This is a genomic window from Sulfurivirga sp., assembly GCF_015490265.1.
Classification (GTDB): domain Bacteria; phylum Pseudomonadota; class Gammaproteobacteria; order Thiomicrospirales; family Thiomicrospiraceae; genus Sulfurivirga.
In genome coordinates, this window is sequence record NZ_WFYD01000089.1 from 1 (window position 1) to 21,111 (window position 21,111).

Annotated in this window: 33 protein-coding genes; 8 read left to right on the forward strand and 25 right to left on the reverse strand. The window is 61.9% G+C overall.

Annotated features, from left to right (window positions below):
* The 22 genes from F8K16_RS05995 to F8K16_RS06100 form a co-directional block, all read right to left on the reverse strand.
* Positions 1 to 845 (reverse strand): phage tail sheath subtilisin-like domain-containing protein (locus tag F8K16_RS05995; RefSeq protein WP_294948233.1); only part of this gene is annotated, 845 nt, incomplete at its 3' end.
* A gap of 92 nt (positions 846 to 937) precedes the next feature.
* Entirely contained in the window at positions 938 to 1,297 is a 360-nt protein-coding gene (locus F8K16_RS06000; protein ID WP_294948234.1) for a hypothetical protein, read from the reverse strand.
* Positions 1,298 to 1,428: 131 nt separating this feature from the next.
* Positions 1,429 to 2,223 (reverse strand): hypothetical protein, encoded by a 795-nt coding sequence (locus F8K16_RS06005; RefSeq protein ID WP_294948236.1) that lies wholly within the window; start codon positions 2,221 to 2,223, stop codon positions 1,429 to 1,431.
* A gap of 1 nt (position 2,224) precedes the next feature.
* Positions 2,225 to 2,746, reverse strand: a complete 522-nt coding sequence (locus F8K16_RS06010) for a phage tail protein (protein WP_294948238.1) — start codon at positions 2,744 to 2,746, stop codon at positions 2,225 to 2,227.
* Positions 2,743 to 3,369: a phage tail protein I gene (locus F8K16_RS06015; protein WP_294948240.1), complete on the reverse strand. Its 627-nt coding sequence runs from the start codon at positions 3,367 to 3,369 to the stop codon at positions 2,743 to 2,745. The genes F8K16_RS06010 and F8K16_RS06015 overlap by 4 nt, the downstream gene beginning before the upstream one ends.
* Entirely contained in the window at positions 3,366 to 3,764 is a 399-nt protein-coding gene (locus F8K16_RS06020) for a DUF1353 domain-containing protein (RefSeq protein WP_294948242.1), read from the reverse strand. Before F8K16_RS06020 ends, F8K16_RS06015 begins: the two co-directional genes overlap by 4 nt.
* Positions 3,757 to 4,635 (reverse strand): baseplate J/gp47 family protein, encoded by an 879-nt coding sequence (locus F8K16_RS06025; protein ID WP_294948244.1) that lies wholly within the window; start codon positions 4,633 to 4,635, stop codon positions 3,757 to 3,759. The genes F8K16_RS06020 and F8K16_RS06025 overlap by 8 nt, the downstream gene beginning before the upstream one ends.
* A gap of 64 nt (positions 4,636 to 4,699) precedes the next feature.
* On the reverse strand, positions 4,700 to 5,038 hold the full coding sequence (locus tag F8K16_RS06030) for a hypothetical protein (protein ID WP_294948246.1): 339 nt from the start codon (positions 5,036 to 5,038) through the stop codon (positions 4,700 to 4,702).
* A 1-nt stretch (position 5,039) separates the two neighbouring features.
* On the reverse strand, positions 5,040 to 5,327 hold the full coding sequence (locus F8K16_RS06035) for a PAAR domain-containing protein (RefSeq protein WP_294948248.1): 288 nt from the start codon (positions 5,325 to 5,327) through the stop codon (positions 5,040 to 5,042).
* Between the two features lie 9 nt (positions 5,328 to 5,336).
* Entirely contained in the window at positions 5,337 to 5,744 is a 408-nt protein-coding gene (locus F8K16_RS06040) for a phage baseplate assembly protein V (RefSeq protein ID WP_294948250.1), read from the reverse strand.
* Positions 5,737 to 6,234: a hypothetical protein gene (locus F8K16_RS06045; RefSeq protein WP_294948252.1), complete on the reverse strand. Its 498-nt coding sequence runs from the start codon at positions 6,232 to 6,234 to the stop codon at positions 5,737 to 5,739. The genes F8K16_RS06040 and F8K16_RS06045 overlap by 8 nt, the downstream gene beginning before the upstream one ends.
* A 53-nt stretch (positions 6,235 to 6,287) precedes the next feature.
* Positions 6,288 to 7,544, reverse strand: a complete 1,257-nt coding sequence (locus F8K16_RS06050; protein WP_294948254.1) for a site-specific DNA-methyltransferase — start codon at positions 7,542 to 7,544, stop codon at positions 6,288 to 6,290.
* Positions 7,534 to 7,803 carry a DUF6378 domain-containing protein gene (locus F8K16_RS06055; protein ID WP_294948256.1) on the reverse strand — a complete coding sequence of 90 codons (270 nt, stop codon included), beginning with the start codon at positions 7,801 to 7,803 and terminating at the stop codon, positions 7,534 to 7,536. Before F8K16_RS06055 ends, F8K16_RS06050 begins: the two co-directional genes overlap by 11 nt.
* Positions 7,804 to 7,820: 17 nt before the next feature.
* A complete protein-coding gene (locus F8K16_RS06060; RefSeq protein ID WP_294948258.1) occupies positions 7,821 to 8,225 on the reverse strand; it encodes a helix-turn-helix domain-containing protein in 405 nt (134 codons plus the stop codon).
* A gap of 11 nt (positions 8,226 to 8,236) precedes the next feature.
* Positions 8,237 to 10,348, reverse strand: coding sequence for a terminase gpA endonuclease subunit (locus tag F8K16_RS06065; protein ID WP_294948260.1), 2,112 nt, complete (start codon positions 10,346 to 10,348; stop codon positions 8,237 to 8,239).
* A complete protein-coding gene (locus tag F8K16_RS06070; protein WP_294948262.1) occupies positions 10,345 to 10,905 on the reverse strand; it encodes a hypothetical protein in 561 nt (186 codons plus the stop codon). Before F8K16_RS06070 ends, F8K16_RS06065 begins: the two co-directional genes overlap by 4 nt.
* A complete protein-coding gene (locus F8K16_RS06075) occupies positions 10,902 to 11,462 on the reverse strand; it encodes a 3'-5' exonuclease (protein WP_294948264.1) in 561 nt (186 codons plus the stop codon). Before F8K16_RS06075 ends, F8K16_RS06070 begins: the two co-directional genes overlap by 4 nt.
* Before the next feature lies 1 nt (position 11,463).
* Complete coding sequence (locus tag F8K16_RS06080; protein ID WP_294948266.1) at positions 11,464 to 11,691, reverse strand: TraR/DksA C4-type zinc finger protein; 228 nt, start codon at positions 11,689 to 11,691, stop codon at positions 11,464 to 11,466.
* Positions 11,691 to 11,909 carry a hypothetical protein gene (locus F8K16_RS06085; RefSeq protein WP_294948268.1) on the reverse strand — a complete coding sequence of 73 codons (219 nt, stop codon included), beginning with the start codon at positions 11,907 to 11,909 and terminating at the stop codon, positions 11,691 to 11,693. The genes F8K16_RS06080 and F8K16_RS06085 overlap by 1 nt, the downstream gene beginning before the upstream one ends.
* Before the next feature lie 287 nt (positions 11,910 to 12,196).
* Complete coding sequence (locus F8K16_RS06090) at positions 12,197 to 14,653, reverse strand: DUF5906 domain-containing protein (protein ID WP_294948270.1); 2,457 nt, start codon at positions 14,651 to 14,653, stop codon at positions 12,197 to 12,199.
* A gap of 13 nt (positions 14,654 to 14,666) precedes the next feature.
* A complete protein-coding gene (locus tag F8K16_RS06095; protein ID WP_294948272.1) occupies positions 14,667 to 14,864 on the reverse strand; it encodes a hypothetical protein in 198 nt (65 codons plus the stop codon).
* 256 nt (positions 14,865 to 15,120) lie between these two features.
* Positions 15,121 to 15,318, reverse strand: coding sequence for a hypothetical protein (locus F8K16_RS06100; protein WP_294948274.1), 198 nt, complete (start codon positions 15,316 to 15,318; stop codon positions 15,121 to 15,123).
* A gap of 92 nt (positions 15,319 to 15,410) precedes the next feature.
* Here F8K16_RS06100 and F8K16_RS06105 point away from each other — a divergent pair, with 92 nt between their 5' ends.
* The 8 genes from F8K16_RS06105 (at position 15,411) to F8K16_RS06140 (ending at position 18,391) form a co-directional block, all read left to right on the forward strand.
* Entirely contained in the window at positions 15,411 to 16,085 is a 675-nt protein-coding gene (locus F8K16_RS06105; RefSeq protein ID WP_294948276.1) for a LexA family transcriptional regulator, read from the forward strand.
* A 295-nt stretch (positions 16,086 to 16,380) separates the two neighbouring features.
* Positions 16,381 to 16,512 carry a hypothetical protein gene (locus F8K16_RS06110; RefSeq protein ID WP_294948278.1) on the forward strand — a complete coding sequence of 44 codons (132 nt, stop codon included), beginning with the start codon at positions 16,381 to 16,383 and terminating at the stop codon, positions 16,510 to 16,512.
* 87 nt (positions 16,513 to 16,599) lie between these two features.
* Positions 16,600 to 16,923: a hypothetical protein gene (locus F8K16_RS06115; protein ID WP_294948280.1), complete on the forward strand. Its 324-nt coding sequence runs from the start codon at positions 16,600 to 16,602 to the stop codon at positions 16,921 to 16,923.
* A gap of 12 nt (positions 16,924 to 16,935) precedes the next feature.
* Positions 16,936 to 17,199, forward strand: a complete 264-nt coding sequence (locus F8K16_RS06120; RefSeq protein WP_294948282.1) for a hypothetical protein — start codon at positions 16,936 to 16,938, stop codon at positions 17,197 to 17,199.
* Between the two features lie 3 nt (positions 17,200 to 17,202).
* On the forward strand, positions 17,203 to 17,547 hold the full coding sequence (locus tag F8K16_RS06125) for a hypothetical protein (protein ID WP_294948284.1): 345 nt from the start codon (positions 17,203 to 17,205) through the stop codon (positions 17,545 to 17,547).
* Positions 17,544 to 17,825 (forward strand): hypothetical protein, encoded by a 282-nt coding sequence (locus tag F8K16_RS06130; RefSeq protein WP_294948286.1) that lies wholly within the window; start codon positions 17,544 to 17,546, stop codon positions 17,823 to 17,825. Before F8K16_RS06125 ends, F8K16_RS06130 begins: the two co-directional genes overlap by 4 nt.
* On the forward strand, positions 17,822 to 18,148 hold the full coding sequence (locus tag F8K16_RS06135) for an AlpA family transcriptional regulator (protein ID WP_294948288.1): 327 nt from the start codon (positions 17,822 to 17,824) through the stop codon (positions 18,146 to 18,148). Before F8K16_RS06130 ends, F8K16_RS06135 begins: the two co-directional genes overlap by 4 nt.
* Positions 18,149 to 18,247: 99 nt before the next feature.
* Positions 18,248 to 18,391 carry a hypothetical protein gene (locus F8K16_RS06140; RefSeq protein WP_294948290.1) on the forward strand — a complete coding sequence of 48 codons (144 nt, stop codon included), beginning with the start codon at positions 18,248 to 18,250 and terminating at the stop codon, positions 18,389 to 18,391.
* A gap of 50 nt (positions 18,392 to 18,441) precedes the next feature.
* Here F8K16_RS06140 and F8K16_RS06145 read toward each other — a convergent pair whose 3' ends face one another.
* The 3 genes from F8K16_RS06145 to F8K16_RS06155 all read right to left on the reverse strand — a co-directional run.
* Positions 18,442 to 19,284 carry a hypothetical protein gene (locus F8K16_RS06145; protein ID WP_294948292.1) on the reverse strand — a complete coding sequence of 281 codons (843 nt, stop codon included), beginning with the start codon at positions 19,282 to 19,284 and terminating at the stop codon, positions 18,442 to 18,444.
* Positions 19,274 to 19,921, reverse strand: a complete 648-nt coding sequence (locus F8K16_RS06150; RefSeq protein ID WP_294948294.1) for a hypothetical protein — start codon at positions 19,919 to 19,921, stop codon at positions 19,274 to 19,276. Before F8K16_RS06150 ends, F8K16_RS06145 begins: the two co-directional genes overlap by 11 nt.
* A partial coding sequence (locus F8K16_RS06155) for a tyrosine-type recombinase/integrase (RefSeq protein ID WP_294948296.1) occupies positions 19,911 to 21,111 on the reverse strand: 1,201 nt, incomplete at its 5' end. The genes F8K16_RS06155 and F8K16_RS06150, both read right to left, overlap by 11 nt.

Genomic DNA, 21,111 nt, shown 5'->3' on the forward strand with positions numbered 1-21,111 from the left:
CATTTGGGATCATTCTTCTCCGTAGTGCGGCTGCCCCACAGGCGCCAGCCGCCATCGCGGATGATGGTCGTCACATGGTTTTTGTTGAGCAGGTTGGCCCGGGTGGTCGGCTCGCCCATCTTGAAATCCACCGGTCGGGTGGTGCCGGTGATGGCCTCGATCACCTGGTTGGACTTCGACCACCAGAAGCCCTTTTCCAGATCGATGCGGGCACGCAGGCCGGCGGCATAGGCAGAGGGGGCCCGCACCACCTCACTGGCGGTGGCCGCATCGAAGGCTACCGGCCATGGGTCGATCACCTCGGCCCGCCGCGCACCGAAATTGCCCACCTGGGCAATGGCATCGGCATCATTGGTGTTGGGGCCATCCAGATAGGCAAAGCCGCGCACCTTGTTGGCAAGCGCGATCAGCTCACCGGCCACCGCCACATCGGCGGAAAAGCCGGGTGCGATGAGAATGCGGGGCTCCACCCCTGTTTTCGCCTTGGCGCCCCGCAGCGCATGAATGCCGGTATATCCGCCGGTGGCTGCATCCACGCCGCCGATCACATTGGCCTTCTGAACCGCCGGATCGGCATCATCCGCCACCCGCACCACTACGATGAACGGTGTGGTCTGATCCAGAATGGCATCCATCGCCTGCGGCAGCGTGCCGGTGGTGCCCAGCTTTGCGGCGTGCTGCCGGTCGCCGATGACCAGCACCGGCTCATTCAGCGGAAATGCACTGGCATCCGCCTCCGGGGCGGTGCCGACAATGCCGATGACAGCACTCTCGACTGTCCTGATGGGGCGGGAGCCGACATCCAGCTCCACCACCCGCACGCCGTGGTTATAGATTTCGGGCATGTTGCATCCTCCTTGCAGTGTCAGGACACATCATGCCCACAGACGAAAACACCCGCCTGTGGGCGGGTGTCAGGTTGGTCAGATGCCTGGTCTCATAGCGGATAATCCGGCAGATTAAGCTCAGCCGCTCCTCCTGTCTGCAGGGCCACCACAGCCTCCCGATAGGCCACCTTGCAGTCCTGCACCCACTTGACGCGGATGCCCACCTTGATCAGCTGCTCAATGGCCGCCTCATCGCCCGGCTGGGCCAGCGCTGCGGCCAGTTCGGCAGGTGTCTTCGGCGTGCCGGAGGCCCGGGCCGTGTAGTAATCGGCCACAGCCTGGGTAATGTCAGCATCCAGACTCGGATAGGTACCAGAGGCCCGCATCACGGTTTCAAAATACATCTTGTCCGCCGTGTCGGACGCCTGCTTGGTCTGCGGGTAGTGGCGCAGGATGTGTTGTTCGGTCACCCGGGCCATCTCTTTGGAATCACTGTGCCGCACGGTTCCTGTTATTTCTCCTGAACCAACCCACGCTTCCAGTTGCTCATAAGCGCCCGCAGCTGTCACCTTGCCTGAGTCATCAATTACAACTGCCATTTTCAAATCTCCTCATGGGTATAACGATGCGCACCGCCGTTACGTGCATAGATGAAATTACTGCCATGATCCCCAGTACCCCAGTATGGCAGCGCTATGGCGATACGCATGGACGATCCGGCATCACCGACAAATGCTGGATAACAGCAACCGCCAAATCCCATTTTAGCCGCATGCAGATATTTCCAGCCCTGCCCGACCAGAGAAGCATCCGCGCTCAATGTCGGCGCAGCGTTATCCATCACCTTGCACACAATATTGCCGGTAGCAGAGAGTACATTGACAAGGGCTGAGGCCTGTGTCCTGAACTGTCCGTGCCCCCAGCCTGTAAATACCGGGCATCCCTGTGTCATGAACAAAAACCGCCCGGAGGTCGCAAATGAAATATCCAGCAGTACCGCTCTGAAGGATGCTCCGTAGAAATTGCTACTACAGGCCAGCGCCATGTCACCCCCCCAGCCAATACCCTTGGCGGCGAACTGATCATTGGTGACCACCTCAATTGTCCCAGTTCCAGAGCCTCCGTTGTTCCACGCACATCCCCACGGTGCCCCATGGGCCGTGACAATATCCACCGGCGTATTGACCTGTCCGCCGCACAGTCCGGTGAACTGATAAGTGTCCCGTAGAAGGTTCGGTGCCAGCGGAAATTCCGCTCGCGCATTGTTGATGAACCCGTCCACCTGCGCCTGCGCAGCATTGACGCGGGCGTCGATGTCGGCAATCTTGCCATCCACTGTCTGGCGCAGGCCGTTGATGGCGCCGATGGCCTGGTTGAGCGTATTTTCAAGACTCATCTCAGAGTACCCCCTTGTCCATCAGTTGAAACCTCAGCCGCAGATGATCGTTCGCCTGATCCGCAATGGCCGCCGTGATCACCGCCAGATGGTCGGCGATATACAGATTCACATCCGGGCCGGTGGCGTTGACGGTGACACTGTCCGGCGGCATGGCGGCCAGTGTCAGATCCAGCGCCAGCAGAAAGGCCACATCCGCGCTCTTGTAGCCCAACGCCTGTGATGGGTCAGACCAGACGGCCAGCAGCGTGCCGTCTTCGAGGAAGAACCCCACCTCGCGAATCCAGAAGGCTTCCGTGCCTTCGAACAGCGCCTCCAGATGAATCCGGTCGCTGTCGGCCCGCCGGGCGGAATGCACCGGCACGCGCAGCCGCTCATGGCCCAATGTGGTGCGGGCGGCGGTGGGCGTGTAGGCCGCATCGCCGATGGCCATGTGGCTGATGGTGGCCGCAAGGCCGTCGTTCTGCGCGGCAAAGACCGCCGCCAGCCCCGCATCGGTGATCACAGGTTGAATCGCACTCACATCCTCACCTCCACTCTCGCTATGCTCAGTCCGCCGAAAGCACCCGCCGCAGCCAGCGCACCACGGCCTGTCAGGGGGGCGGCCCGCATCGGTGCCGCCCTGCGGCTCAGCTGCAGCGCCCCGACTGTGGGCACCGCAGCCAGCGTGCGGCCCATGGCCGCCCCCACCCGAAGCTCGTAATGGCTGCGCACGGGTTTGGCGGCATCGATGCGGCGGCGCAGCTGGCGGTAGAGAGTCTCGCTCAGCACCGCATCGCCGCCCAGGTTGTCATTGACCCAGGCTGTCAGGCGGAAGGTGTGCGGGGCACCGCCCGTCTGCCAGCCCTCTTCCAGCACCGCCTGCACACCCAGATCGGCCAGCACGCGGCGCACGGCATGCACCGTACCCCGGTGGCGGTGGGCTTCGATGGCCGAGGCGATGACCTGCCGCTTGACCGCTTCCGGCCAGTTGTCATCCCACTCATCCACCGCCAGCGCCCAGGACAGCTGATCCAGCAGCCGCACGGGGCAGGTGTGCGGGTTCCACAGGGTGCGCACGATGGCCGCATCAAGGGCCACCGAGCGGCTGATGGTAGCTTCCAGCACCGTCTCGAAGTCCGTGCGGTTGGCAGGCAGCAGGCTCATCCCCATGCTCCTTCATAGCCGCGCAGCACGCCCCACAGGCGGATGCCCAGCCACCCCAGCCGGGCCCGCAGCCACCACACATCGCACTGACGGGCCACCTGATACCAGGCGTGCGCCGCCTCGGCCCAGTTCCATCCCTGTTCGCACAGCCAATCGTGCAGGATGGAGGCGGGAAAGGCCCGCCCCGTACGCGGTATCAGCCAGGCCAGCAGCCAGGGGGTGGAGGTGCCGTCCGAATCGAAACCCTCGGGAATGTCGGCACAGCGCAGTGCGCCGTCCCGCCCCGTCCAGCGGCAGTGCAGCGGCACCGCCAGCGTCCAGCGTGCCGGACGCCAGAAGCGGTACTTGGGCGGCGGCCTGAACAGCACCACCAGCGGATGGGGACACTCACACATCCGCACCTCCCACACTCAGCGTGATACCGGTACAGAAGGCGGCCTGCACCGGCCCCACCACCATGTCGGCAAAGCCGTTGAGGGTGACCTTCTGCACCCCTTCCACATGCAGTGCGCCGTAGATGGCGGAGGCGGGCACATCGAAGCCCAGCCGATGGCGCCCGGCCACCATCCTTTCCAGCCGGGCACGGGCCTCATCCAGCACCGGCTGGGGCGAGGGGCCGGGATAGACGGTCAGCACCGCATCCACCGTGTAGGGCAGGATGTCCGCCCCCTGCACGGTCACATGGTCGGTCAGCGGGCGCACCTTCTCATCATTGAGGGCCTCTGCCACCGCATCCAGCAGGGCCTGATCCGGCGTACCGTCACCTTCCGTGCTCAGCACGGTGACCACCACTTCCCCCGGTGCAGGGCTTGTGACAGCCACATCCTTTACCTGCGGGCTGGCAGACAGGGTGTGATAGGTGTAGCTGGCCCGGCTGCCTGCGGTGGTCAGCGCACCATGGGCCAGCAGCACCCGCGCCCGCAGTCTGTCATCGCTCTCCCACACCGGCGGCACCGGCGGGGTGGCCTGCGGGTTGCCCGCATCGATCAGCGCCCGCTCCACACCCCAGAAGGCGGCCAGGTTGTCCAGATCGGCCCCGGTCGCATGGGCCAGCAGATTGGCCCGCGCCGCATCGTTGATGCGGGCACGCAGGATCAGCTCGCGGTATGCAGCCACCTCCAGCGCCTTGGTGATGGGGTCATGGGGTTCCCGGCTGTAGTCCGGCCAGCGGCGGGCGAAGTCATCCTGCAGACTTGTCAGGATGGCTTCATAGTCCAGCGGCTCGATGACCTCAGGCGCAGGCAGCTTGCTCAGATCAATGCTCATGGCACCGATTGTGGATCAGCACCGGAAAGTGCGCCTGTGGGTGGGTGTCAGGTGGATGATGGGATCACAGCGGCACGGCGATGGTGGCCGGGCCGTATTCGGTGGCGTATTCCACTGTCACAATCACCTGCCCGGCCCGGTCGGTGTCCACCGACACGCGGCGCACGTCCAGGTCGGCCAGGCCGTTGTCTTTCGGGTTGCGCAGTGCGTCCAGCGCCGCCAGCTGAATCTCAAACAGATTGCGGGCATTGGTGGGCGCATCGATCAGCTCCGGCAGGCGGCTGCCCTTGGTTCTACGCATGACGGAGGTGCCCACGCGCGTGGTGAGCACGGACTGGATGCGCTCGCGCAGGTAGTCGGTGCCCTCTATCACTTTGCCGGTGTGGCGTGAGATACCTTTCACACTACCCTCCCGCAAACACATCCGGGCTGCCGGTGGCCACGGCGCTGCCGCAGTCCACGGGATCGCCCACCCGTCCAAGCGCACGGCCGTTGACGAACACGGAGGATGAGCCGGCCGCAAGGCTGCCGCCATGACACGGCGGCCCGCAGCAGTGGCTGGCCCAGCCGTCTCCTGCACGGTGCGCCCCCCGTCCATTGATGAACACATCGCTGCTGGCGCCGGTGTTCTCGCGCGGCGGGTAGCAGCCGTGTCCGGTGCAGCTGTCTCCAAGGCGTGCGACCGCTGGCATGCGTCCTCCTCAGTTCAGGTCAATGCGCGGGGCTTTGAGGGTGATGTGGGTCTTGCTTGTGATGACCACATCGCCAACGCAATCAATGGTCAGCGTGTGGCTGTCCATGTCATATTCCACCACCGTGCCGTCGGCATAGCGGGTGCGGTGCAGCGTGTCGCGGGAAGCCGGGTCAGGGTGGGCATGGCAGTTGAGCGCACCGAGGATCACCCCCTCCTCCCGGTCGCGGGCCAGCAGCACCACAACCTGTGTGCCCACCGCAAGCGGCTTGTCGGTGGTGCTGCCATCGGCAAAGGGGTTGAGCTTGGGCAGCCAGGCGGACAGTTGCCCGTCGGCCAGTCGCACCCGGTAGCGGTGCACGGGGCCGGTGAAATCCTGCTGCTCAATGCGCCCGATCATCCACTCCATCTCAGACATTGATCACCGTCTCCTCGCCGCTGCGCACATCCTCAAAATGGAACTCGTCAATCAGGGTGTCGAACTCATAGATGCCCTGCCCAACCAGAATGCGCTGCTCCCACAGCACTACGCGGCTGTCCACGCCGTGGATGTCCGGTCGCAGCTCGCCGGGCACAATGCCGATCCGCTCCGGGGCGGCATGGACGCATTCCACATCCCAGTAACTGTTCTGCGCCAGCACGGCCACCTCGGTGGCAAAGCTGTCCAGCGCCAGCTGCAGATCGGGTGTCCTGTGGGAGAGGATGCAGTGCACCGCCACACTCACATCCAGCGGCAGGCGGCCATCTGCTGCGGCCCTGTCCGCCTGCTCCATGCGCTCGATGGCCACCAGCGCGGCAGGGGTTTTCAGGCTGTCAGGCCGGTAAGGGGCCACGGTAGTGAGCCGCTGACCGAAGTGGTTTTGGATGCCCGCTATGACGGCGTTAAGATAGGCGTTGATCTCGCTCATGGCGCATAAGTCTGCGCCAGATGCACAACACCCGCCTGTGGGCGGGTGTCCCGTCATGCAGCCTTTTCCCTCTCCACCTGCATCTCTGAAAATGTCCTGCCGGTCGCCTGATGCACGGACTGCTGCCCAGTAAAATCCTGCCAGCGGCGGACGATCACATCCACATATTTTGGATCAAGCTCCACCAGCCGGGCCGTGCGGCCTGCCTTCTCACAGGCAATCAGGGTCGTGCCGGAGCCACCGAACAGATCAAGGACAGTATCGCCGCTTTTTGTGCTGTTGCGAATCTGATACTCGATCAGCTCCACCGGCTTCATGGTCGGATGCTCGGCATTGCGGTTGGGGCGATCAAATTCCAAAACCGTGCTCTGCGCACGATCTCCATACCATTTGTGCGCCCCACCATCAGTCCATCCATACAGGCACGGCTCGTGACGCCAGTGATAATCCTGGCGCCCCAGCACAAAGGTGTTCTTCACCCAAATGAGGCACTGCCGGACTTTCCAGCCCACATCGCGGCAGGCCCCTCTGAAGTTGAAACCCTCAGAGTCTGCATGCCAGATATAGAAAGATGCACCAGGCTTCATCACGGCATTAGCAGTGATGAACGCATCGGTCAGAAACTGCCTGAATGCCGCATCGTCCATCGCATCATTGGCAATAGTCAACGCATCTTTGGTCTTGCCTTCATAGGCCACATTGTAGGGCGGGTCGGTGATGAGGCAGTCCACCCTGTCCTCCCCCATGAATCCCAGCACGGCATCAATATCCGTGCTGTCCCCACACAGCACCCGGTGCTGACCGAGCACCCACACATCACCCGGCCTGCTTACCGGAACCGGGGGAGGCTCAGGGGCTTCATCCGGGTCTGTCAGCCCCTCATCACCGGTATCATCAGGCTCCAGGGCCAACAGTTCATCCAGCTCTTCTTCACTAAAACCGAGCAGGTCAATATCAAAACTCAGCTCCTGCAGCCGCTCAATCTCTGCGGCAAGCATATCCTCGTCCCAGTCCGCATTGAGTGCCAACTTGTTGTCTGCGATGACCAGGGCTTTCTTCTGCGCTTCGGTCAGCCCGGCAATAACGATGCACGGCACCTTGTCCATACCAATCCGCCGCGCGGCCATCAGGCGGCCATGCCAGGCGATAATGCCGTTCTCCTCGTCAATCAGAATCGGATTGGTGAAGCCGAACTCCCGGATGCTGGCGGCAATCTGGGCCACCTGCTCATCCGAATGGGTGCGGCTGTTATTGGCATATGGGATCAGTTCATCCAGACTGCGGTATTCGATTCTGTGCTCACGCTTCATTACCACCCTCCAGCTTGTTAACAATCAAAGTGGCGTATCCGGCAATATCAACCCAGCTGTCCACATGATTCGGATCACCATTGAGAATCCGACCGATCTTGTGTGCAATCATCTCCAGCGCCTCCTGCTGATCCGGCGCCAAACGCTGCCAGCCATCTGCAGTTCTCATCTGCTGTTTGATGCGCTGCATAATCCGTGCACCATGGTCGAACCTTCCGTATAGACTGCCCCTCTGATCAACTATCCATCTGATATTCATTCATAACTCCTCATTGTTCAGACTTTACGCACCGGCATATCCAGCAGGGCCTGCCAGCGCAGGCTGGATTTGAGGTGGTCAATCAGCTCGCGGTGGCGCTCGGCAATGCGGGTGACGGTGCGCTCGGAGATGTTTTCCAGAGCGGCGATTTCGCGGGGGCGCAGGCCGTGGACGAGAAAGCGGATCACCCGCGCGGCCCGGCGCTCGGTGCCCATGTCCACCACCGGCAGGGTGACTTCCTCACCACCGATGGCCCCGGCCAGCCGGGCCGCCTTTTCCGGGCCGATAAGCAGGGCGATGGGGTGATTGGCCTCAATGCGGGTGGGCACATAGAGGGTCTTGCCGCCGAAGTGGGCGCAGAGTTTCAGGGTGGCCTTCAGGCCAATGGCAGCGGCGATGATGTCGGCTTTGCTCTCTTCCACGGATGACCTCCTCAGGTGCGGAATCTCAGGCGAACGGGACGGGTCGGTTTCGGGGCGGGCGGTGCGTCCTGCGTTGCTTCCGGTCGGCCGCTGCGGCGACGCCAGCGGCCCAGCCCCATGATGCCGGACAGCCGCATGGCAGCCAGCGCATAGACCATGCAGTCCAGCGCTTCGTTGCGCGGGCGGATGGGCTTCCAGCGCCAGCGCACGCGCCCGCCCTTGATCTCCTTGACCAGCCGCTCGGCGGTGAGCTGGTCGAACCACACCTCATCCAGCGTGGCGTGGGCGTTAAAGTGGATGTAGCCGGGGCCGGGCCGTTCGATGTTGAAGCGGGAGAACAGCAGGCTCTTGGCCTGATCCACGCCGATGGGTTCGGCCACCACGGCCCCCTTCTTCCTGCGGCGGCGCAGACGCTGGCGGCGTCTGGTCTCATCTTCAACGATGGGCCTGTCCATGTGGTTGGCCACGCCCACCACGGGGATGACATGGCGGCGGTGCTGGCACCAGCGGTGCACGGCGTCGGCGTTGAAGTGGGCGTCGATGGCGGTGACATCCACCTCATGTTCCTGCAGCCAGCCGTCCAGCTCACGGTAGGGTTCCTCCGTCATGGTGTCGCCGGCGAAGATGGCGTGTTCCAGCACCCAGCTTTCTTCGTCCCGGCTCCAGGCCACCAGGGTGGCTTCCAGACGATCCTTCTGCACGTCCACCCCGGCGGTGAGCAGGATTTCGCCGGGCAGTTCCTCCAGCTCCACCGGCTCGATGCGAGCCATGAGCGCGGGCAGGTCGGCATCCATCCCCTCCTCGATCCACGGCTCGCCCAGGTTGGTGTTGGTGAACACCTTGAGGCGGTTGGTGTCGCTCTGGGCGTCCACCCATTTCTGCGCCAGATCGATCCAGCGCGGGCCAAGGCCGATGGGCGCATACAGCGCGTTGATGTGATAGCCCCTGTTGGCCTTGCGCTCAGGGTGCCCGGCGATCCAGACGCCTTCGGCCAGCATCTGCGGCTTGTGGTGCTCGTCGATCTCCGCGCCGCATTCCGGACAGACCATCCATGCGCGCATCACCTCCCTGCGTCCGGCGGCCTCGGAGCCGGGGCGGATGGCGTATTTGAAGTGCTTCCACACCAGCGGGTGGCGGTGGCCGCAGTGGGGGCAGGGCACATGGTAGCGGCGCTGGTCGGACTCGTTCCACAGCCGCCAGATGTGGCTGGTCTCCTCGATGGTGGGGGTGGAGATGTAGAGGCTCTTGGCCCGTGTGTAGGTGCGCTGGCGGTTCTCGATCAGCTCGATGGGATCGCCCTCGCCGCCGATGTCCCATTCGAAGGCGTCCAGCTCGTCGCAGACCACATAGGGCAGGTGCTCGGCCCGCAGGCTGTTGGGGCTGTTGGCCCCGGCCTTGATCAGGCGGGCGCCGTGGCCGAACTCCATCAGATCCTGCCGGTTGGTATCATCCCGCCTGCGTCCGGCGAACAGCCCGGCCAGCGCCGGGGTCTCCCGCAGCATGCGGTTGAGCTTGGGGTTGAAGGTGCGGTCGCGGATCTCCAGCGTGGGCATGACGGCCATCATGTCCCGGTCGCGCAGGTGGTGGATCACATAGCCGATCCAGTTGAACATGGCCTCGGACACGCCCACCCCGGCCGCCTTCATGACGATCACCCGGCGCACGGGGCTGTGCTCGGAGAGGCTGTCCATGATCTCGCGCAGGTAAGGCGTGCGCTCGGTGCGCCACGGGCCGGGCTGGTTGGTGCCGGTCTTCATCACCCGGTAGGCGTCCGCCCACTGGGAGACGCTCATGCGCTTTCTGGGCCGGGCGGCGCTGGCGAATACGCCTGCGGCAGGGTCGTCGGTGGCGGTGCGGGCGGCCTCGGCCACATCACGCAGCCACTCGGCCAGCCGGTCGGTCAGCTGGTGGTGGATGCGCGTCTCGTCCCGCTCCTCCAGCGACTCGCGCCACAGGGCCGCCAGCAGCATGGCCCTGTCACGGACAATCTGCGCCACCACCGCGCGGGTGGCCTCTGCCTGCTCCCGCCGGATGGAGGCCTGCAGCGCCTTTTCGAACGCCTGCTGCGCCTTGAGCGCCTCCAGCTTCGCCTTCTCAAGCTGCTGTTGGGCCAGGGTGGTCAAGCCAGCACCTCCTCGATGATCTGCCCGATCTCCGCCTCAAGGGCGGCCCCGTCCACCAGCCCCGCAGCCATGCGCGGGGCCAGCAGGTCGGCCAGGTTCTCCAGCGACTGGCGCAGGCGCCTGCCCAGCTCGCCCATCTGGCGGTGATGGTCTTCGCGGCTGAGCCACTCGCCCCGCTCCAGCGCGATTTCCAGTTTGGTCAGGCTGTTGCGGAATTTGAGCGCCTGCGCCCTGTAGCGGGCCAGCGCACCCTCCACATCGATGGGGGTTCCATCCGTTTTGAGCGACGCCCCACCCGACGGCAGCACCTCATCCGCCTCCGTGCCCCGCTCCGGGCCGTCCGGGGCCTGAGGCAGCGCCCTGCCGCGCTTTTTCGCGTGCCGTTCGGCCACATCGGGCCGCCCGCCGCGCGTGCGCTCCAGCAGGCGCAGGCTCTCCTCCACCCGCACTTTGCCGTTGGGCGCAAGCTCTATGCGCCCCGCCTTCGCCCAGCGGGTGACGGTGGAGCGGGCCACCCCAAGCCTGCGGGCAAAGGCCGCCATGGACTCAACGCTCATGCCGCCTGCTCCATGCGCAGGGCGCTGAGCAGCCAGGCCGTCTGGCGGCTCTGCCAGATGGCATCGGCCAGCGCCTGATGTTCGGGCAGCTCCGCCGGCCGGACGGGCAGGCTCAGACCGGCCTCCCTGGCCAGCGCCCGCAGGGTGCGCAGGTCGCGCACATTCCACCAGCGCCACGGCGCATCCAGTCCGAAGTGGTTCAGGTGCGTCTCCACGATCACCGGGTCGAAGCCCGCGCCATTGGCCCAGACGATGCGTTCATCCGGCCGGGCGATGCCGTCCAGCCAGCGGCACAGGCCTTCCAGCGCCTCGCGCGGGTGCGCCCGGCCCGTGGTCACCTGCGTGCGGGCATCACGCAGCTGCCGCCGCCAGAAGGCGAGTGTGGCCGCATCGGCGCTGAAGCCCTCGATGAGGCTTTCGGCCACATTGATGCGCGCCTCGAAGGTGTCCAGCGCCTCGCCCGTGGCCGGGTCGAAATGCACGGCGGCCAGTGCGCCGATGGCCGCATCGGGCCGGGTGCCCAGGGTTTCGATGTCGATCATGATGTGTGCTGCCATCTCACACCCCCATCCGCGCGCGCCTTTCGGCGGCTTCGGCGCAGTGGATGCACAGGCGCACGCCGGGCAGGGCACGGCGCCGGGCTTCCGGGATGGTTTCGCCGCATTCGACGCATTCTGCGGCTGCTGTGGCGTTTTCGGCTTCCAGGCGGGCCATCTGCCGCCGGGCGGCCAGCAGGCCGTCCAGCTCGCGCTGTGCGCGCTCGTTGGCGATGTCGATCACATCCATCACTCGCTCTCCTCTGTTGCACTCCGGGGGGTGTAGGCGACGATCCAGCGCAGACCCTGTGCGGCGGCCCAGCGCCGGCGCATGACCATGTAGCCGTATGGGTGGACGCCCACGCACCAGCCTTCCCGGCGGCTGTCCGCCGCCTCGCGCATGAGACTGATGGCTTTCTCCGGGCTGTCCACAACGGTGAAATTCCGGGGGGTGAAGGGGCGCTTCATGCATGCCTTCCCTTTGTAAGCACTGTAAATTTCCATGTAAGCAGTCCGGAGATTCTGAAAGCCGCCGTATAAGCGGGATAGAAACGATGTAAACGCTGTAAGGGGAGAAAAACCCGCGCGTGAGGAAGGAAGAAACGACCTGAAAAAGTGGATTCGCTCACGCGTATGCGCGCGCGAGAAACCCCTTACATTACTTCTATCCCGCGCCAGACGGGCGATCCACTCCTTACAAAGCCCCTTATAACTTCCCTTGCAAGGGGCCGTTCCCCTTACATTTGCCGCCGGATTCATGGCGCACTCTCCTCTACGATCTTGTGGATGGTCTGGGTGGTACGGGCATACCAGTCCCCCATCGCCTCGTCTTCGCGGCGCATGAACACTTCCGCCCCGGCTGCGCGGGCCTGCTGCATCAGCTCATCCGATGGCACCAGCAGCTGCTGCGGCTTCATGCTGCCGTTCTGCTGCCTGACCTGTTTGAGCCCGTGGTAGAAGCCCATGCGTTTGAGATGGGTGTTGAACGCCCGGGCAGGCCGGGCGAACGGCTCGCCGTTTTCCCGTATCCAGCGCTGGTAGAGGGTGTATATGTCCCTGGAGAGCGCCGGGCAGACGGGGATGCCCAGCTCGCCGGAGAGCCACTTTTCGGCAAACAGCTGGGGCGTCTCCTTGCCCAGATCGATCAGCTGCTGCTTGGCATCGGTCATGGGGGGCCGCGTCCAGGGCTTGAAGTCCCCGAGATCAAGGTTGAGCAGGTAGTGGTAGAAGGCCTCAACCCCGCCGGTGGCAATTTCGGCCTCCACGGCCTCGTAGTCCTTCGCCTCGGCTCCTTTCGGCGTCCACACCACCAGATGCCGCCGGTCGTCCGGCTCCAGAATGAGCGGGATGTGCTCATTGGACAGGAACACGAAGTTCATCTGGTTGCGCTCCTGCCGGGCGATCACATTCTTTGGGTTGATGCGCACCGTGTCGGAGGTGATCAGGTTCTTGAGCTGGTTCTTGAGGTGGTAGCGCTCGGTGCTGGCCACCACCTCGTCGGCGATGACGAAAAGCTTGCGGCTGGCCCAGTCGGCATTGAAGTTGTCCTCCAGCGCGGCGCTGTTGAGCACCACGGCGTATTCGCCGTAGATCGGCCCCATGCACTTTTCGAAGAAAAGGTTCTTGCCCACGCCCTGCGGGCCGTGGAAGACCAGCGCCGTGTGCATCTTGGCGCCGGGGTGCTGCAGCGGGTAGGCCAGCCATTTGAGCACCCACTCATACACCTGTTCGTTGGCATTGCACAGATACAGCAGCAGGCCGAGAATGTTGTCGCAGCGGCCCGGCTTCGGCTTCAGCGGCCAGCCGCGCCACAGGTTGTGCTTGATCTTCGGGTCGGTGCCCGCCGGGTCAAAGCCGATCTCGTCCAGATACACCGCCCGGCTGGCCCAGACGGGATGACGCTTGATATCATCCATGTGGATTTTGGGCGGCAGCAGGTTGGTCATCTTTTTCATCTTGGCCAGCGAGTGCGTCCAGGTGTCGAACACATAGTCGCCGGTGTCCTCATCCACGAAGATGAACCGCTCCACCACTTCATTCAGAGACATGAACGAGCGGGCCGCCGGACGGTCGTCCTCTCCATCCGCATCATCAGCAGGCGGCTGGCCACCGCCCCCGGCACCGCCCCAGCCTGCATCTTTCAGCGCTGCTTCCACCTGCGCGCGCACCACATGCGCACCGCCGGTGGGGAAGTTGGCCAGATCGTTGAAATCGCTCAGACGCTGCTCGCCACGGGCATCCTGCCCGTTCTCATCCGTGCCGAAGTCCGGCTTCACCCAGCGGCCGCCTACCGCCATGGCCGCCTGCGAAGCCTTGGCCACACCCGCGTTCACCTTGCCGTGCGGCTGGCCGCAGTGCTGACAGGCCTCGCCCTGGTTCACATCGGTGAGCTTCCCGCACTGGCCGCACTTCTGCAGGCGGTCATCATCCGCGCATACCAGAATGTTGCTGTGCGGATACGCCTCCCGCAGCGCCTCGGCCACCGGCAGCAGATTGCCCGCATCGAACGCTACCGCCACCGGCAGTCCGGTCGCCTCATGCAGCGTGGCCGCCGTGGCATAGCCCTCCGCCAGCAGCAGCACACGCCCCGGCACCCCGCCGATCAGATGGAAATGCCCCTTCTTCTCCAGCCCGCGCGGCCAGTACTCCTTCTCCAGCCTGCGCCCCTTCGCCTGATCCCGGCCCCGAATAATCTGCAGGCCCCAGATCCGGCCCGGTGCATCCATCATCGGCACCGCCATTGCACCGGTTTTCGGACTGAAGCGCACCCCGTGCGCCCCCACCCGCTTGCGGGCCAGATACTCATGGCCGCCCTCCGGCACATCCGGCGACAGCCTGGCCCACATCTTCGTGGCCTCCAGCGCCGCCCGCTCGATCTCCTGCTGACGCAGCTGCGCCAGCCGCTTCTGATTCTCCTTATGGCGCTTCTCGATGGCCCGGCGCTCTTCCGGGGACAGGGTCTTGCGGGCCGCCTTCGACAGCTCAACCTTGCGCTTCTCACCCTCCGGCCCCCAGAAGGCGCCGTAGGAACCGACGATCAGCTGCTGCCCGTGGGAATTGATGAAGGATGTGAGCCAGTACCAGCCGCGCTTCTTGCGCGTGCTGTCGCCGCGCATACGGCAGCGCACCGGCTTCGGCGTGTCGATCTGGAGGCTCTCCACCTCCAGACCGTAATCCTGCAACTGCTGTAGAACTTCGCTATAATTTTCCATAGGTGTTAAGCCTCTAAGCCCGTGCGGCACCCCGCCCGACCAGCCCACCAGTCACCCATGCAGTGCCGACATCAGTCGCCGCACCGCCTTCCCAACCCGCCACCTGACGACCGGCCACCCAGGCGACCATCAGCTCAGCCACCGCACCGATGACAGAGCCCGCCACCTCTCGACCGGCCCGCATGCCGCCTTGCCGACTGCGACCGCCCATCAATCCCAGGCCACCGACCAGACAACCCAGACCTGTTGCCTTTATTTCCACCCCTTCCCCTAGCGCTCGACCGCGGCCGCGCTCACCCAAGGACGATTGGGTCTGGCCAGGGTCCCCGCTCCGGTTATCCGGGCATGTTGCGACGCTGGCGCTGACGGCGCAGGGCGCAACGGCGCGCCCACAAAAAGAAAGAGGGGTGCGGGGACTGCATACCCTGCCAAAGCTCAGAGGAGGAATGCCGCAGACCATCAATCGTTCATTCCGGCTTCTCCTTCCGCTCCAGCCAGTGCGCCGGGATCGACTTGCCTTCGCGCAGAGCGGCAGCGATGACCCGATCCTGCAAGCGAGGCGTCAGTTTTTCCGGCCAGCCATACAGCGATGGCAAGCGAATCCCGACAGCCTTCGCCAGATTACTCTTCCCGCCAAAAAACTCGATTGCTTCGGTCAACGTCATGCCTTCATCCGAAACCCCACCCATCAGTTATTAGCTTTGACGAATTATAAACCATTCCATAACTAACGCAACTGCCATTAGGCTTTTCTAACATGGACACTCAAACACCCAAGACAATCGGTGAACGCATCAAGCAGAGAAGACAGGAGCTCGGCTACACGCAGCGCAAGCTGGCCGAATTGATCGGCATCAAGCCGCCTTCACTGCATGGCTTGGAAAGCGGCAGAGCCAAGTCACCTTCAGCAAAGACGCTTCATGCCCTGGTCAGAGTGCTGAAAACGACTCCTGACTGGATACTGGAAGGCAAAGGCCCGAAAGAAATTCCGGAAAGCGGGATATCGGACACCATTGATACGGGCAGTGCCATCGCCATCGCCACCATGCCGAAGGTGCCCATCATCAGTTTCGTGCAGGCTGGCAACTGGAGCGAGGTCATACTCGACTCTTCCGGTGAGCTCGAATATGCCCCATGCCCCGTTCCATGCGGCCCCCATACCTTCGGCCTGCATGTGGAGGGCGAAAGCATGCTGCCTCGCTTCCACCCTGGAGATCTGATCTTCGTTGATCCAGACAGGGGCTATGGTTCTGGCGACTTCGTCATCGCCCAGATCGACCACGAAAACAAGGCCACCTTCAAGCAGTATCTGGAAACCGAAGACGGCCCCATGCTCAAGGCTCTCAACCCTGACTGGCCCAACCGCTACCTTCCTCTGCCGGAAGGAAGTCGTATCATCGGCCGCGTCATTGCCAAGCTGGAAGCGCTGTAGTGAGAGCACAGAACCATTAGCCCAGCTGTTTGGACGCCTGATACTCTCACCAACTTTCAATCACCTCTCACGACACCTCATACTCACCCCACCCCCGCACAGGGTTTCTTTTTGCCTAATTTCCTCCCCCCAGTAAAAGTTAGTCATGAATATTGACTCTATAATTAGTCATGACTAACATAAGCAGACAAGCCCGCCACCCGGCGGGCCGGTTTCCAGCAAGTCAGCCATCGTGCAGAAGGGGGCGTGGAGGGCGACACTCCATGGGAATGGCAAGAGGAAGAGGAGTGAAGGAATGTACCACCATCAACGCAGACAGCGGCAGTTCTACAACCGCCTGTGGCAGCTCAGCATCACCGGCCTTGCAGTCGGTGCCATGGCCGCGCTGGGCGCCGTCACCATCCTCGGCCTGTTCGGAGCGCTGTAATGGACGCACTGATCGAGGCCATCATCACCGCCCTGCTGGCCACCGCCGCAGGCGAAATCATCACCTTCTACGCAACCGGAGGACTCTATGGCTTCTGAAAAAATCTACGACGTGGTCGCCACTGTCGGCAGCTACACCGACCGCACCACAGGCAAGGAAAAGAACCGCTACAGGACTGTCGGGGCCATCATGGAAATCACCCCGGCCAACGGCGGCAAGTATCACATCCTGCTGCTGGACAAGACCTTTAACCCGGCAGGGCTGGCCGATCCTCAGCATGAGAGCATCATCCTTAATCTGTTCAAACCGGAAAGGCAGCAGCAACAACCCCCGGCGGCACAGCCTGCCGACCCCGGCCACCAGGCCGCCATGACCGCCCAGGCCCCCATGGATGACGATGTACCGTTTTAGAGGAGTGGCGCCATGATCACAGTGGAAGTAGACGCCCTCGATGTCATTGAGCAGATCAGCGACGACGAACTGCTCAGAGAAGTGCAGGCCCGCGGTCTTGCCGTGCAGGAGGAAGAACCGGACATCCTCAGCCCGGCCACCCTGCTGGACATCAGAATGTTCCTTGCAGGCTACATCAGCCCGCAGGACATGCTGCGCTCACTGGCCGCCGACCTGGCCCGCGTACCCGAATACACCGAACAGATGGAAACCATCCTGCTCAAAACTGCGGAGTAAGCCATGCGTCCCCGTCGCAAACCTACGGCAAAGGAAGCCCTGCGCAGGCTGGAAGACTGCGAACGCCGCCTGCTGATCAAACAGCTGGAGCTTGAAGCCCTCAACAGCAGCTGGGCCAAAAAGTTCAGCCTTGCCGTCGGCATCTTCGAAGCCGTCATCAACGATGCCGGAACCATCGGCGAGGCCCGCCGCTGGCTGCGCGACTGGAACGCCCGGCTGGAGGCCATCGACCCAGACGCACCGGACGCCGACGAGCGCATGCAGGAACTGTTCGACGAATTCCACATCGAACTCAAACCCCTTGAAGTCGAACCGGAAGAAATGATCCGACAGGAGATGCCGTCATGAGAGGCGCCATCCGCAAACTCAGAATCCAAATCACCAACCTCGGTGCAGAACAGGGACGCCAGCGCTACCTTGTGCGCTCCAGCATCAAACCCAGCGTTCACCTCGCCCTCGATGCCGTCATGGACACCTTTCTGCCCGAAAGCCTCATCAGTGACGACGAATACAACGCCATCTGCGAGCGGGCCGAAATGACCCCGCCCGTGCGCACCGGAGATCGCCACTGGCGCTGGGCCATCAAGGTCAGCCTGCCGCTTGTCATCAGGGAGGATGTGGCATGAGCGAAGTCATCGTCATGTCCCCTGACCAGCTCAAACAGCTCGTCATCGACGCCCAGCGGCAGGCCCTCATACAGGCCGGCCTGCCCGACATGCGCCGCATGATCGAAGATCTCCAGCGCCGCATTGAGGGCCAGACCAAATCCGAACTCATGCGCCTCAAGGAAGTCTGCCAAGAAACCGGCCTCAGCCAGGGCACCATCTACCGCCTCATGAGCGAAGGCAAGTTCCCCCAGTCCGTCAAAATCGGCCCCCGCTCAGTCGCCTGGAAGCGCATGGAAGTCTATGACTGGATCAGATCAAGACAGGAGGGTAAGACAGCATGAAACCGGACGACATCCTTTACCGCTGCCATGCCTATATTGACGACATGAATGAGGTGGTCGTCAGGTATGACGAGTTCCAGGTGCTGCGGGAGACGGCGGATGGCGAAGCGGCGGTTTGCGTTCGAGACGAAAGAGGAGGCCCTGCAGGACATGCTGCGCCGTAAACGTGTCCGCAATGCCTATCTGCGAGGAGAGCTGGCCGACAACGAGCGAATCCTGGACAAGCTTAGTACGGTGTTGTGAGTATCTATTACAACGAGTTCATTTGCAGCCACATGGCTTATGCCGCGAAATCAAAGCCATATACCATGGCGGCTAAAATCAAACTTTCTCTTTCGGCCGATCAGTAAGGTGCGAGGGTCACGCTTGATGCACATCCAATACTTATCATGTTTTGTCGTACTACATGCCATCCTGATAGCACCACTCCGTGTCAAATAGTAAGGTTTATTCTCTCCATAGACCAACCTGCTCATGACTCCTGAAGAATGCTTGGTTGAAAAAACAGCCAGCCATACTGTTGGTCGTATTGTTCTCATTCCCAAGATGTTAGCCAGCGGGGTACCAGCAATGCGATGATGAGATACCGATACTTCCAATGGTCTTAACATCATCTCAATTCTGCGTAACTTATTTTTAGTTTGATGTGAAGCCCGGCAATATGGAACAACAAATACTTCTTCCCCCGAATCAATGGACAAGTAATTCTTTAGAGTTTTCTCATTCCCCACATTTCTCAGGGTATTCAATGACTTGAGGGCAAAATCAGGACCTGCTGGCGGATCACCAACTCGCTGTCCCAGAACTTCAAGATCACCTGTAAGCAATAGACGATATAGTGCTCCATTTTTTGTCATCAAAACTTCATCATTCACCCATCCTCCATCCTTATAATGATGAATACGAACCTTCACATTGCTGTTCCATCCTTCTTCAAAACTGCTTCCAGACCCATATTGTTTGATAATCTGAACTGACCACCTCATATAAGGTACTGCATCCGCCCAAACAGGTGAATGATAACCTCGAATATCACTGTGAATTACCTCCCCCTCACTGAACCGACACATTGCTAAAGAAGGCTCAAATGCACCAGGAAGCACAACCTTAAACTCATCAAACAAATCAACTCTCATAATCCACCTCCCACACTTCTGGCCCCATCGCTTCAAGTAGACTCCGCTCCGAAATAATAAATGGCCGCCCATCTACCGATGCCCGCTTCATGTACAATGCACGCTCTATTTTGCGCCCATAAGATTCATGCACCCAAGCTGGAGAAACATAAGCCCCAATAACCAAATAATCTGTTGAATTACACACGGAAGAACCAACACGACCACCATAGCGGCGAATCAAAGCTTCAACATCCGCTCGCCGTCTTCCATACGCAAAAATCCCCGTCAGGACAAACATCCTCTCTTCAATCTCAACATCCGGTACCGGGTTATCGAAGAATACGGTTGATGACTTCATCAACTCTCCATCATCAGGGGTTTCACCGGCTACCGACAAAAGTAATTCAAACAGCTCTTTAGCCTCATCATCATCTAGGCGACCGTCAGATAGAAACATCCTTATCTTGTTATAAACAGGCCCCATCAGTGGATGGTTTCTTCCGTTATGATGCAGAATCCAACTTTTCAGAAACTGTGCCTCTGTCTGATTAACGACTCCATCAGCAATCAACCCTTTTGCAAGACCAATAAAAGTATCCAGATCTCGATCCTCGATCCGCTTACTGCTGAAATGCATAATCAGATCAATATCCATCACATCCCCCTCTGACCTCATCCAGCCAATCCGCCCACGCCTGCATCATCTCCCGGCGCACATCAAGGTATTCTGCATGATTATAGGCCCTGCGCACCTTGTTCCCCTCCACATGAGCCAGCTGGCGCTCAATCGCATCCGGCGGCCAGCCCAGCTCATTGAGAAAAGTGCTGGCGATGTGCCTGAATCCATGCGTTGTCAGCTCATCTTTCGTAATCCCCATCCGCCGCAGCGCCGCCCGCAGTGACTCCGGCGAAATCGGCCTGTGCAGTGACACATGCGACGGAAACACGAACGGCGAGTCCACATCCAGCGCCCGCAACGCCTCCAGCTTCTCCCGCACCTGCCTGGCCATCGGCACCAGATGCACCCGCCGCATCTTCATCCGCTCCGCCCCGATACGGATCAGATTCTGCGAGAAATCCACCTCCGACCACAGCAGCCCGGCCAGCTCACCGGGCCGCAGAAATAGATACGGTGCCAGCCACAGCGCCTCACCCACCGCATAATGCCTGCCGGAATAGCCATCAATCGCCCGCAGAATCCCCGCCAGTTCAGCCGGATCACGCACGAACGCCATCCGCCTGCCCCTGTCCGGCTTGAGCACATCCATCGGCAGATCCTGCACCGGGTCACGCTCGCACCACCCCATGCCAACCCCAAACCGGAACGCCCGGCTCGCATAGCTGCGCACCTTGTGCATCGTATTGATGCTGCCCTGCGCCTCCATCCGCCTGAACACCTTCAGCAGGTCAGCTGCCCGGATCTCATTCACCGGCATTCCACCGATCACCGGAAGCAGATGCTTCTCACAACGCGCCTGCACATCCCGCTCATAGCTCCCCGTCCACTGATCCCGCGCGTGTTCAAACCAGGCACGCCACACATCCCTGAACAGCATCACATCCGGCTCAGCCTCAGCAGTCACATCCTGCCGGAACAGCGCATCTGCCGGGTTAACCCCACGGGCCAGCAACGCCTTCGCCTCATCCCGCATCTGCCTCGCCTGCGCCAGCGACACCGCCGGATACTCACCCAGACTCAGCATCGTATCCCGACCCTGCCACCGATATCGGTAGCGCCAGAACTTCTTGCCACTGGGACGCACCTCGATACGCAGACCATCCGAGTCCAGTACCCGATAAACCCGGTCTTTCGGTTTCAGAGACTTCAACTTCACAGCAGAAAGC

What these genes read in the sequence shown, in the direction of transcription:
- F8K16_RS06005 (WP_294948236.1), bottom strand. Translation starts at nt 2,223, where the DNA reads ATGAGTCTTGAAAATACGCTCAACCAGGCCATCGGCGCCATCAACGGC.
- F8K16_RS06015 (WP_294948240.1), bottom strand. Translation starts at nt 3,369, where the DNA reads ATGAGCCTGCTGCCTGCCAACCGCACGGACTTCGAGACGGTGCTGGAA.
- F8K16_RS06020 (WP_294948242.1), bottom strand. Translation starts at nt 3,764, where the DNA reads ATGTGTGAGTGTCCCCATCCGCTGGTGGTGCTGTTCAGGCCGCCGCCC.
- F8K16_RS06025 (WP_294948244.1), bottom strand. Translation starts at nt 4,635, where the DNA reads ATGAGCATTGATCTGAGCAAGCTGCCTGCGCCTGAGGTCATCGAGCCG.
- F8K16_RS06035 (WP_294948248.1), bottom strand. Translation starts at nt 5,327, where the DNA reads ATGCCAGCGGTCGCACGCCTTGGAGACAGCTGCACCGGACACGGCTGC.
- F8K16_RS06040 (WP_294948250.1), bottom strand. Translation starts at nt 5,744, where the DNA reads ATGTCTGAGATGGAGTGGATGATCGGGCGCATTGAGCAGCAGGATTTC.
- F8K16_RS06045 (WP_294948252.1), bottom strand. Translation starts at nt 6,234, where the DNA reads ATGAGCGAGATCAACGCCTATCTTAACGCCGTCATAGCGGGCATCCAA.
- F8K16_RS06050 (WP_294948254.1), bottom strand. Translation starts at nt 7,544, where the DNA reads ATGAAGCGTGAGCACAGAATCGAATACCGCAGTCTGGATGAACTGATC.
- F8K16_RS06055 (WP_294948256.1), bottom strand. Translation starts at nt 7,803, where the DNA reads ATGAATATCAGATGGATAGTTGATCAGAGGGGCAGTCTATACGGAAGG.
- F8K16_RS06070 (WP_294948262.1), bottom strand. Translation starts at nt 10,905, where the DNA reads ATGAGCGTTGAGTCCATGGCGGCCTTTGCCCGCAGGCTTGGGGTGGCC.
- F8K16_RS06075 (WP_294948264.1), bottom strand. Translation starts at nt 11,462, where the DNA reads ATGGCAGCACACATCATGATCGACATCGAAACCCTGGGCACCCGGCCC.
- F8K16_RS06080 (WP_294948266.1), bottom strand. Translation starts at nt 11,691, where the DNA reads ATGGATGTGATCGACATCGCCAACGAGCGCGCACAGCGCGAGCTGGAC.
- F8K16_RS06085 (WP_294948268.1), bottom strand. Translation starts at nt 11,909, where the DNA reads ATGAAGCGCCCCTTCACCCCCCGGAATTTCACCGTTGTGGACAGCCCG.
- F8K16_RS06090 (WP_294948270.1), bottom strand. Translation starts at nt 14,653, where the DNA reads ATGGAAAATTATAGCGAAGTTCTACAGCAGTTGCAGGATTACGGTCTG.
- F8K16_RS06095 (WP_294948272.1), bottom strand. Translation starts at nt 14,864, where the DNA reads ATGGGCGGTCGCAGTCGGCAAGGCGGCATGCGGGCCGGTCGAGAGGTG.
- F8K16_RS06100 (WP_294948274.1), bottom strand. Translation starts at nt 15,318, where the DNA reads ATGACGTTGACCGAAGCAATCGAGTTTTTTGGCGGGAAGAGTAATCTG.
- F8K16_RS06105 (WP_294948276.1), top strand. Translation starts at nt 15,411, where the DNA reads ATGGACACTCAAACACCCAAGACAATCGGTGAACGCATCAAGCAGAGA.
- F8K16_RS06110 (WP_294948278.1), top strand. Translation starts at nt 16,381, where the DNA reads ATGTACCACCATCAACGCAGACAGCGGCAGTTCTACAACCGCCTGTGG.
- F8K16_RS06115 (WP_294948280.1), top strand. Translation starts at nt 16,600, where the DNA reads ATGGCTTCTGAAAAAATCTACGACGTGGTCGCCACTGTCGGCAGCTAC.
- F8K16_RS06120 (WP_294948282.1), top strand. Translation starts at nt 16,936, where the DNA reads ATGATCACAGTGGAAGTAGACGCCCTCGATGTCATTGAGCAGATCAGC.
- F8K16_RS06125 (WP_294948284.1), top strand. Translation starts at nt 17,203, where the DNA reads ATGCGTCCCCGTCGCAAACCTACGGCAAAGGAAGCCCTGCGCAGGCTG.
- F8K16_RS06130 (WP_294948286.1), top strand. Translation starts at nt 17,544, where the DNA reads ATGAGAGGCGCCATCCGCAAACTCAGAATCCAAATCACCAACCTCGGT.
- F8K16_RS06135 (WP_294948288.1), top strand. Translation starts at nt 17,822, where the DNA reads ATGAGCGAAGTCATCGTCATGTCCCCTGACCAGCTCAAACAGCTCGTC.
- F8K16_RS06140 (WP_294948290.1), top strand. Translation starts at nt 18,248, where the DNA reads ATGGCGAAGCGGCGGTTTGCGTTCGAGACGAAAGAGGAGGCCCTGCAG.
- F8K16_RS06145 (WP_294948292.1), bottom strand. Translation starts at nt 19,284, where the DNA reads ATGAGAGTTGATTTGTTTGATGAGTTTAAGGTTGTGCTTCCTGGTGCA.
- F8K16_RS06150 (WP_294948294.1), bottom strand. Translation starts at nt 19,921, where the DNA reads ATGGATATTGATCTGATTATGCATTTCAGCAGTAAGCGGATCGAGGAT.